12 protein-coding genes are annotated in these 9,710 nt (G+C 69.9%); 7 read left to right on the forward strand and 5 right to left on the reverse strand.

Annotated features, from left to right (window positions below; all coding sequences use genetic code 11):
- The first annotated feature begins 330 nt into the window (after positions 1–330).
- Together ACFWX1_RS40215 and ACFWX1_RS40220 are read left to right on the forward strand one after the other, a co-directional pair.
- The gene (locus tag ACFWX1_RS40215) at positions 331–912 is read left to right on the forward strand and encodes a TetR/AcrR family transcriptional regulator (protein WP_378395119.1); all 582 of its coding nucleotides are present in this window, start codon (positions 331–333) and stop codon (positions 910–912) included.
- Between the two features lie 23 nt (positions 913–935).
- Positions 936–2,141 (forward strand): alpha/beta hydrolase family protein, encoded by a 1,206-nt coding sequence (locus ACFWX1_RS40220; protein ID WP_378395120.1) that lies wholly within the window; start codon positions 936–938, stop codon positions 2,139–2,141.
- Positions 2,142–2,154: 13 nt separating this feature from the next.
- On the opposite strand, the gene soxR is transcribed toward ACFWX1_RS40220, so the two are convergent.
- A complete protein-coding gene (gene soxR, locus ACFWX1_RS40225; protein WP_378395121.1) occupies positions 2,155–2,643 on the reverse strand; it encodes a redox-sensitive transcriptional activator SoxR in 489 nt (162 codons plus the stop codon).
- Between the two features lie 43 nt (positions 2,644–2,686).
- Here soxR and ACFWX1_RS40230 point away from each other — a divergent pair, with 43 nt between their 5' ends.
- The 3 genes from ACFWX1_RS40230 to ACFWX1_RS40240 all read left to right on the forward strand — a co-directional run bounded on the left by ACFWX1_RS40230 (position 2,687) and on the right by ACFWX1_RS40240 (position 5,913).
- Positions 2,687–3,886, forward strand: coding sequence for an MFS transporter (locus tag ACFWX1_RS40230; protein WP_378395122.1), 1,200 nt, complete (start codon positions 2,687–2,689; stop codon positions 3,884–3,886).
- 43 nt (positions 3,887–3,929) lie between these two features.
- Positions 3,930–4,823 (forward strand): hypothetical protein, encoded by an 894-nt coding sequence (locus ACFWX1_RS40235; RefSeq protein ID WP_378395123.1) that lies wholly within the window; start codon positions 3,930–3,932, stop codon positions 4,821–4,823.
- An 82-nt stretch (positions 4,824–4,905) separates the two neighbouring features.
- A complete protein-coding gene (locus tag ACFWX1_RS40240) occupies positions 4,906–5,913 on the forward strand; it encodes a hypothetical protein (protein WP_378395124.1) in 1,008 nt (335 codons plus the stop codon).
- A 6-nt stretch (positions 5,914–5,919) separates the two neighbouring features.
- On the opposite strand, the gene lexA is transcribed toward ACFWX1_RS40240, so the two are convergent.
- Positions 5,920–6,576, reverse strand: coding sequence for a transcriptional repressor LexA (lexA, locus tag ACFWX1_RS40245; RefSeq protein ID WP_378395125.1), 657 nt, complete (start codon positions 6,574–6,576; stop codon positions 5,920–5,922).
- Between the two features lie 43 nt (positions 6,577–6,619).
- Entirely contained in the window at positions 6,620–6,994 is a 375-nt protein-coding gene (locus ACFWX1_RS40250) for a DUF5997 family protein (protein ID WP_378395126.1), read from the reverse strand.
- Between the two features lie 44 nt (positions 6,995–7,038).
- Here ACFWX1_RS40250 and ACFWX1_RS40255 point away from each other — a divergent pair, with 44 nt between their 5' ends.
- Positions 7,039–7,791 (forward strand): LysR family transcriptional regulator substrate-binding protein, encoded by a 753-nt coding sequence (locus ACFWX1_RS40255; protein WP_378395127.1) that lies wholly within the window; start codon positions 7,039–7,041, stop codon positions 7,789–7,791.
- A 108-nt stretch (positions 7,792–7,899) separates the two neighbouring features.
- Here the strand turns inward: ACFWX1_RS40255 and ACFWX1_RS40260 are convergent, their stop codons facing one another.
- On the reverse strand, positions 7,900–8,610 hold the full coding sequence (locus ACFWX1_RS40260; RefSeq protein WP_378395128.1) for a class I SAM-dependent DNA methyltransferase: 711 nt from the start codon (positions 8,608–8,610) through the stop codon (positions 7,900–7,902).
- 52 nt (positions 8,611–8,662) lie between these two features.
- Entirely contained in the window at positions 8,663–9,205 is a 543-nt protein-coding gene (locus ACFWX1_RS40265; RefSeq protein ID WP_378395129.1) for a substrate-binding domain-containing protein, read from the reverse strand.
- Between the two features lie 52 nt (positions 9,206–9,257).
- Here ACFWX1_RS40265 and ACFWX1_RS40270 point away from each other — a divergent pair, with 52 nt between their 5' ends.
- A complete protein-coding gene (locus ACFWX1_RS40270) occupies positions 9,258–9,650 on the forward strand; it encodes a hydantoinase B/oxoprolinase family protein (protein ID WP_378395130.1) in 393 nt (130 codons plus the stop codon).
- The last annotated feature ends 60 nt before the right edge of the window (positions 9,651–9,710 follow it).

Here is a 9,710-nt window from a genome sequence, read left to right on the forward strand (position 1 = left end):
CCCGGGCGCCCCGCCTGGTCCGTCTCCTCCCGCGGGCGCCCCGTGTGTCTCGATATCCCCCGTGCGCCCCCCCCCCCCCGGGCCCCCCCCCCCCCCCCCACCGCACTGAGCGCTCTGAAGGCCCTTCGCGGTAACCCGCAAGATGCGATCTGCGAGCCGCCCTGGTGTGCAGGAAGACGTCACTCGCGTGATTGAGCACGTAACTCACGTGATTGGAGGCAGTCCGTCTCTGTTCACGCGAGTTACGCCTCTGATCACGGGTGGTACGTCGTTCGGTACAGACCAGGGCGGGGTGTGTACAGCGTAGACAAGGACGTGTACGGTGTAGACATGAGCGAACCGGGAACCGCCGAGCGGATCGCGTCGGTGGCGTTGGCGATCCTGGTGCACGAAGGCGCGCAAGCCGTGACGATGCGCCGGGTGGCGATGGAAGCCGGGGTCACCGCGATGGCGACCTATCGCCATTACCCGAATCGCGAAGCCCTGCTGCGCAAGGTCGCCGAAGACGCTCTCGCGGACATCGGCAAGGACTGGGGAAACCGCACCGGCGAGCACGACTTCGAGTCGCGGCTTCACGGCCTGATGCGCGATTTCCTCGATTTCGCGCTGGGCAAACCGAATCTGTACCGGTTCCTGATGACGGACCGGCGCGAGGAGGCACGCAAGTTCCCGGAGGACTTCCGGGACGGTGCCTCACCGGCGTTCTCCCCCGTGCTTAAAGCCGTCGAACAGGCCATCCACGAGGGAGAGCTGCGCCCCGGCGACGCCATCGAGGTGACACTCGCCATCACCATGCCGGTCGTGGGACTGGTCCAGTTCTATCTCGGTGGCCGGATAGGGCTGAGCGAAAAGGATTTCCGCGCCTTGTGCGCGCGGACCGTGGAGCGGGTTCTCGACGGCACCCGGAAATAGCCGTCACCAAGGGGGAATTGTCCATGAACAGCACGGAGATCGACGAAGAAACCGAACCGAAGCCCCGGCGGAAACGCCGTCTGCGCCGGATCGTGCTGATCGCGATCGCGGTGCTGCTGGTGCTCGCCCTCGGCGGGGCGTTCGTGCTCGCCTGGCAGGTCAGCGACTCCGCCGTGAAACCCGATCACCAGTACTACACCCACCCCGACCACTCCGACGTCGTGCTCGCGGTGAACCACACCGCCGGCGGGACGACCGTGGTGATCGGCTCTCCCGGCAAGCACACCCGGCGCCACGGAACGTTCCGGATGCTGTGGGACGGCACGGAAGCCAACGTCGGCGACATCATCGCCGAGTCCCCGGGTTCGGTGGAGCGGCCGATCCTCAGCGGACCCGCCCCGTCGGCAGGCACCACGGTCGACGTGACCGGCGTGATGATGACCGACCCGAAAACCTCGTACGGGATGGACTATTCCGAGGTCTCCGTGCCGACCGAACTCGGCCCCGCGCCCGCCTGGTACATCCCGGCCGACGGGCCGCTCTCGTCGACCTGGGTGATCGCGGTGCACGGCCAGAACGGGCGGCGCAACGCCATGCTCGCCACGCCCGCCTTCCACCGGCTCGGCCTGCCGGTCCTCGCGATCACCTACCGGAACGACGAAGGCGCGCCCGCCTCCGCGGACGGGCTGATGCACTACGGCGAATCCGAGTACCGGGACGTGGAATCGGCGGTCCGCTACGCGCAGGGCAAGGGCGCCAAGAGGATCGTGCTCTACGGCGGCTCGATGGGCGGGCAGATCGCCGGTCAGTTCCTCGCCCGCTCTCCCCTGGCCGCCACCGTCACCGCGACGCTGCTCGACTCGCCGTTGCTCAGCATGCCGATGATCGGCGAGTTCACCGCACGCCAGTACGGCGCGCCCGGTCCGCTGGCGTCGCTGATCCACCAGGTGATCCGCTGGCGCACCGGCGTCGACATGTACCAGCTGGACCTGATCAACCGTCCCCCGGCCACGAAGCCGCCGACCCTGCTCTTCGCCGGAGCGGCGGACAGCGAGGCTCCGGTCCAGATGGACCGCGATTTCGTCGAAGCGGCAAGGAAAAACCAGTGGCCGGTGGAGTACCACGAATTCCCGGGTGCCGAGCACGTCGAGTCGTGGAACTCCGACCCCGCCCGCTACGAGCAGGCGGTCACCGGCTTCTTCGGCCGCACGCTGGCCAAGGCCGGTTAGCCGCGAAAACCCGTCAAAGATCCATCGGCAGTTCGCCCGGTTCGAGCAGCCGTCGCGGACCGCAGCCCTCGGTCGCCAGCACGTCGTCCGGATTGACGCTCCGGCACCGGTCGATGGACAGGCAGCCGCAGCCGACGCAGTCGGTGAACCGGTCGCGGATCTGGGTGAGCCGGTGGATCCGCGCGGTGAGCCGGGCGTTCCAGTGCTCGGCGAGCCGTTCCCAGTCGCGCCGGGTCGGCACCCGGTTCTCCGGCAGCAGCTCCAGCGCGTCACGAACCTCGGCCAGCGGGATGCCGACGTGATGGGCGATCTTGACCAGCGCGACCCGGCGCAGCGCCTCCCGCCGGTAGCGGCGCTGGTTGCCGCTGGTGCGCCTGCTGGTGATCAGGCCCTGCCGTTCGTAGAAATGCAGCGCGGACACCGAAACACCGCTGCGCCGCGCGAGCTGGCCGACGGTCAGCTCCGCGGGCAGCGGCCCCTCGTCTTGTGACACCGAACTCATGAGCGTTGACCTTAACAATTGTTGAGGTTCTACGGTCGTCAGCATGATCGAAACGACCGTCGCCGGGGTACGGCGACCACCGAAACCCCTGCTGGCGACGCTGCTCGGGGTCAGCACCATGACCATCATGGCCAGCGCCACCATCACCCCGGCGCTGCCGGGGATGGAGCGGCACTTCGCCGCGGTGCCGCACGCCGAACTCCTGGTACGGCTCGTGCTGACGCTGCCGGGCCTGGCGATCATGATCGCCGCGCCGCTGCTGGCCCGGCTGAGCGGCCGGATCGGCCGGGTGCCCGTCCTCCTCGGCTGCCTCGTGCTGTACACGGTGGGTGGCGGGTCCGGGCTCGTGCTCGATTCGCTGCCCGCACTGCTCGTCGGCCGCGCCCTGCTCGGTGTCGGCATCGCGGGCGTCATGACGACGTCGACCGCGTTGCTCGCCGATCACCACCCCACGAGCGAACACGGCCGGGTGCTGGGCCTGCAGGGAGCGGCGATGGGCTTCGGCGGGGTCGTCGCGCTGCTGCTGGGCGGTCTGCTGGCCGCGATGAGCTGGCGGGGGCCGTTCGCGGTCTATCTGCTGGCGGTCCCGTTGCTGCTCCTGGTGCTCCGGTACGTCCCGGAGGCGGAGGTCCGGCAGGCGGACGCCGAAGACGCGCCCGGCGCGTCCCCGTGGAAACCGCGGCTGCTCGGCCTGTACGCGTTGATGTTCCTCGGCGTCGTCGTGTTCTACACCGTGCCGACCCAGGCGCCGTTCTGGCTGGCGAAGGTGAGCGGCGCGGGCCCGGTCGTCGCGGGTGTGTCGATCGCCGCGGTCAACCTCGTGATGACGGTGGTGGGCTTGAACTTCCGGCGGATCCGCGCGCGCTGGGACTTCCGGCCACTGGCGATCGGCATGTTCGCGGCCTTCGCCGCCGGGCTCGTGGTGATCGGCTCGTCGAGTACATTGTGGACGTTCGGGATCGGGCTGCTGGTGGTCGGCATTGGCATCGGCCTGCAGAACCCGACGGTCAACGGCTGGGTGGTCGCCTCCGTCGCCCCCGGCGCGCGGACCAAGGCGCTCGGCCTGCTCACCTCGGCGCTGTTCCTCGGCCAGTTCGCCTCGCCGCTGATCGCGCAGCCGGTGATCGACGCCGCCGGGCTCGGCCGCACGTTCCTGTTCGCCGGCGTGCTCGCCGCCGTCGTCGCCGTGGTGCTCGCCGGAATCCACCTCCTCCGCCGCCGGGAGCCCTCCCGCCCGGCGTGACTAGGTTCCCGGCGGTGAACTACGGAACCACCCGGGAGCGCCGATGACACCCAGGATCCTGTTCGGACGCGCCGCCGCGATCGCCGTGCTGGCACTACCGTTCGCAGCCTCGGCAGCGAACGGCACGCCCAGCGCGGCATCGGCGTGCACGCGGCACGTCACCGATCAGCGCTCGATGGACGCGATAGAGCCGGGCGACGTCGTCTGTGTGGACGACACCAGCACCACGAAACGGCTGAAGATCACCAAGGGCGGCACGGCGGACAAGCCCGTCACCTACCGGGGCGAAGGCCGGCGGGTCGGCGGAATCGACGTCCGCGCCGACAACGTCGTCGTCGACGGGTTCGCGCTGAACCGGCCGTCGGCCCCGGGGATCGACGCCCGCGGGAACAACGTCACCATCCGGGACAACACCGTCACCGCGCCGCAGGGGGGCGACGGTGACGGGCTGCGGTTCTTCGGCGACGACGTGAAGATCCTGCGCAACACCATCTCGCACACCGACAACAGCACCGGGGCGCACGCCGACTGCATGCAGACCTTCGCCACCGACGATCAGCATCTGGCCAGCCGCCGCGTGCTCATCGCGGGCAACCGGTGCGAACACGTCGACAACATGTGCCTGATGGCCGAGGGGCCGCATTCCATGGCCGGGGACGGCAGCGGCAAGGGTGTCTCGGAGTACTGGCTGTTCCTCGGCAACTACTGCGAAACCCGGCTCGGCTCGCAGGCGGTGATGATCGACGACGTCCAGCACCTCACCCTCATCGGCAACACCTGGGCGGCGGGGCCGGACCACGCCATCGGCCTGCAGAACCATGCGACCCACACGTTCGTCTGGGGCAACCGGCTCGATCCGTCGATCCCGTGCGAGGTCGGGATCGACGAATCCTCACGGAAGGGGTATCACGGGCCGACGCCTCGTTGCGCCCCGTGATCGACAGCGCGGGCGGCGTTCGCACGTTTGGTCGACACGGGCGCCGCCCGTCCGCTGCGATGCTCGACCTGAGGTGATGACGATGGTCGAGGATCGGCTCGTGGGCCCGGTGTTCGGGGCCGAAGGCGCCGACTGGCAGCTGACGGTCGAGTCACGGGCCCGCCGGGTGCGGGCCGATCTCGCGGCGTACGAACACCTCCCGGGCACGGAACACGCCCGGCACTCGGCCATAGCGTCACTGAAAGTGGTCGACGCGGCCTTGCAAGGCGCGCCACACCGATGGTGGTCGGTGGCGTCGTGGTGGTCGGGCTGGCACATCGAGCGCGCTTGGCGGGCCCTGCACGAGGCCGAGATCTCGGCGATCTCGATCGACCCCGAGCTGCCCGGCAGGCTGCCGGGCCTGCGGGCGCGGATCGACGTCTACCTGCCGTGCGAGGATCCGCGTTCGCAGGCACTGCAAGGACTGGACCTCTCCAGCAGGGTCACCGCGGCCGATCGCGCGGTCGTGGTGGACGCGCTCCGCGCCGCCTTCGACGCGTCCGACGACGCGCACGCCGCGGCCCGCGCACTGCGCAACAAGCTCGTGCTCGCGACGGTGGCGCTGTTCATCCTCAACACCGTGCTCGGTGTCATCGGCATCGTCCGGCCGGGACTGGTGCCGCTGTGCATTCCCGCGCAGCAGTCCGGACCTGCCACGATGGTCTGCCCCAGCGGAGGAACCACGCCGACCGGCTGGGACGTCTGGCTGGCGCAGATGTTCGGCACGCTCGGGGCCGGGCTGTCGGTCGTGGTCCTGCTGATCCGGCGACGTCCCGAAGTGACGCCGTACGTGCTGACCGGGTACCAGGCGCTCATCAAGGTGCTGTTCGGCGCGACGCTCGCCGTGGTCGGCCTGCTGGCCTTCAGCGCCGGGCTCGCGCAGGGCATCGTCTGCATCAGCTCGCAGTCCGCGCTGCTGCTGTGGTCGGTGCTGCTCGGCTACGCGCAGCACGTCGGCACCCGCATGCTCGACAAGTACGCCGACCGGATCATGGACGACGTCCGCCCCGTCCCCGAACAGCCCCTCGAACGGCCGCAGCCACGGGGGTGAACGGGATCAGACGCTGCGCAGCACCGAGACGACGGTGCCGAGCACCACGGCCTCGTCGCCGTCGATGACCTCGTAATCGGGGTTGCGCGGCTCGAGGTAGACGTGGCCGTTGCGGCGGCGGTACACCTTGACCGTGGCCTCGCCGTCGATCATCGCGGCGACGATCTGTCCCGAATGGGCCTCGTTCTGCTGGCGCACCACGACGATGTCGCCGTCGCAGATCGCGGCGTCGATCATCGAGTCGCCACGCACCCGCAGGCCGAAGACGGTGCCCCGCCCGGTCAGGCCGCGGGGCAGCGTCAGCAGGTCGTCGACGTGTTCCTCGGCCGAGATCGGCGTGCCCGCCGCGATGTCGCCGACCACGGGGACGCTCACCGAGTCCTCGGCGGCCGCGCTCGCCTTCGGCTCCTGCAGGAACACCCGCACGTCCATCGGCCGCGACACCGAGGAACCGCGCCGCAGGAAACCTTGCTCCTCCAGGCTCGCCAGATGCTTCGACACCGTCGAGGACGAGCGAAGCCCCACCGCGTCGCCGATTTCCCGGGTGCTCGGCGAATATCCGTACCGGACCACCCAGTCCCGGATCGCGACGAGGATCCGCTGCTGGCGCTCCGGCAGGGTCGAGGTGTCCAGATGCTCGAAGACGTCGTCGTAGGCGGTCACCCGCGGAATCCTAGAGGCCTGGTCAGCGACCTGCGGTGCGGGGTCAGGCGTTCTTCTCCTTGAGCCGCTTCGCCTCCTTGCGGACCTCGGCCTGAGTGGCGCGCTCCCGTACCAGCCAGTCGGGATTCTCCGCCTTCAGCGCCTCGATCTGCTCGGTGGTGAGCGGGTCGGTGATCCCGCCCCGCGCGAGACCGCCGATGGAGACACCCAGCTTCGCCGCGATGACCGGCCGGGGATGCGGGCCGTCGCGGCGCAGGTCCCGGAGCCACTCGGGCGGCTCGGCCTGCAGGGCGTTCAGCTCGTCGCGCGAGACGACCCCCTCCTGGAACTCGGCGGGGGTGGCTTCGAGGTACACACCCAGCTTCTTCGCCGCCGTCGCCGGCTTCATCGTCTGGCTGCTCTTGTGCTGCGACGTCATCGGTCAAGCGTAACGACCGCACTCACGCCCGGTAGTCTGGCCCGGTGACCGGCCCGGACGTCCCTCCTTCCTTCAAGCTCGCGTACGTCCCGGGCGTGATCCCGGCCAAGTGGGTGCGGATCTGGCAGGAGCGGTACCCGGAGACGCCGCTGGAGCTGGCCGGGGTGCCCGCCGCCGACGCGGCCGCGCTGCTGCGGGAGCGCGACGCCGACGCGGCCCTCCTGCGCTTGCCGATCGACCGCACCGGCCTGCACGCGATCCCGCTCTACACCGAGACGACCGTGGTCGTCTGCCCGAAGGACCACCTGATCGCCGCGGCCGACGAAGTGTCCACAGAGGACCTGGCGGACGACGTCGTGCTGCATCCCCTCGACGACACCCTCGGCTGGGAACAGCCGCCCGGACAGCCCGCGATCGAACGGCCGGTCACCACCGCGGGCGCCATCGAGCTGGTGGCGGCCGGCATCGGGCTGCTCGTCGTCCCGCAGTCGCTCGCCCGGCTGCACCACCGCAGGGATCTCACCTACCGGCCGCTCACGGACGCCCCGCAGTCACGCGTCGCGCTGTCGTGGCTGGAGGAGGAGACCACCGACCTGATGGAGCAGTTCATCGGGATCGTCCGCGGCCGGACCGTCAACAGCACCCGCGGCCGTCCGGCGCCGGAACCGGCGAAGCGGAAGCCGTCCCCCGCGAAGACCGGGAAACCCACGGCGGACAAGCGAAGTGGCGGGAGCCCGCGCCGAAGCACGGGCAGGCCTCAGGGCGGCAAACGCGGGAAACCGCGCCGCCGTGCGTAGCCGACCGTCCACTCGGGACAGTCCACAACGCTGCGCTCGCAGCGTCGTACGCGCCGGGTCAGTGATCGAACCTCCCGCTCGCTACCCGAGCCACCCCGCACCGGCGGGTCACCGTACGGCGAACACGTCGATCACTCCGTCGCCGCTCTCCGGCACGGGCCGGAAGCCTGCCCGCGCCAGGAGGTCCTCCGCCTCGGACCGCTCGAAGATCCGGATCCGGGACTGTTGACGGGCGACCACGACCTCACCGTCGGTGACCCGGTAGTCCTTGACCACCATGCCGTTGCGTTCTTCACGGACTTCCTGGGAATACACGAACCCGTTCCGCAGGCGCTGCCGATGATCGACATGCGGCCGCTGGACCGACAACACCAGCAGGCCCTCCGGCTTGAGGCACCCCCGCACGTTCTCGAGCGCTCGCAGGTTTTCGCCGTCGGTCGGCAGAAGACTGGCCATCCGGACGTCGTCACCGGCACGGGTGCAGGCCCAGACACCGCCAACGGAGTACGCGACGTCGTAGACCCGCGGCAGCGACAAGCGCAGGACGTCCTGGTGTTCGAGCGTCACCCGCGTGCCGAGACGGCGCCGGGCCACCGCCAGCATGCTCGCACTGTGGTCGATCCCGGTGATCCGCACGCCGGCTCCACCCAGCTCCAGGATTTTCTCGCAGACCAGGCCGGTGCCCACCCCGATCTCCACCAGCTCCGTACGCGGTCCGATCACCGTCGACATCGCCCGCGCGTAGGCGTCGTAGTCGTAATACCCCGACGTCATCACCAGGTCGTAATGGCTCGACAAGCCCGCGTAGGAGTCTTCCATGGCCAGCAAACTACCGAGCGATCCGGCGACCGGGCCGATGCCGGGAAGCCGGTCATCCCCGGGACGGCACAACGTCAGCCACCTCACCCAAGGCGCGGTTACGAGAGGTGGTACTTCGAGGGCGGCACTGGTCCGGTCGGGTACACACCGCCTCGGTCCCGGCGAGCCTGGCGAGCATGAGTTCGACGGCGTGTTCGGCGAGCCGCTCGTGGCTGAGGTCCATCGCGGTGATCGGCGGGCTCGCGGATCGGGTGTGCTCGGTGTCGGTGAGGGAAGCGATCATCAGGTCGTCCGGGACCCGAAGTCCTTGCGCTGCAGCGATTTCGGCGGCGAGCGCGGCGAAATTGCTGGAAGCGACGATGAGCGCGTCGGGCCGCTCCGGGTCCGCCAGCAACGGCAGGAGCACCGCCGCGGCGTCATCCCGGTCGAGACCTTCGCCGAGCTTTCCGGTGCGGGGCGTGCACCCGCGCAGCTCGCACCAGGCGAGATAGGCCTCCCGTGAGCGCCGGTTCCACGCGTTGTCCTCGGTCCCGCTCAGCAGCGTGACGCTCCGGGCGCGCCGGCCGCGGAGATGCTCCAGCAACGCGGTGACCACGGCACGGTAGCCGAGCCGGACCGTCCATCGGCACCCCGGCCACCGACGGGTCGTGGATGCCGGGCACGTGGATCAGGCCGGTCTTGCGCCGCAGCATCTCGGTGGCCATCGTTCCCACCAGCCGGTTGAACGTCTCGGCGCGGTCACCGAATATCGCATCCGCCCCGGTTCCGGCGGCGCGGGCGCATGGCGCGGCGGCGACGGTGTCGTGCGCGAGTACGTCATGGAAGCCGACCAGGATCTCTCCCTGTGGTGGGAGCGTTCGGTCACCCCGGCCTGGGGCCTGTTCGGCGGCGAGGCGGGCGAACCGCCGCGCGTCGTCCTCAATCCGGGCACGGAGCACGCGCGGGAAATGCTCAAGGCCAACAGCCTGCGCGTGCGGAAGGGCGACGTCCTCCGGTGCGAGTCCGGCGGCGGAGGCGGCTACGGCACGCCCGCCGAATAGTGTCCTTTGTGGACGAATGTGCCGTGAAGGCCTCCTTCACAGCGGTGAGCGCTGTGAAGG

The sequence above is a fragment of the Amycolatopsis sp. NPDC059021 genome, from assembly GCF_042739895.1.
Lineage (GTDB): Bacteria > Actinomycetota > Actinomycetes > Mycobacteriales > Pseudonocardiaceae > Amycolatopsis.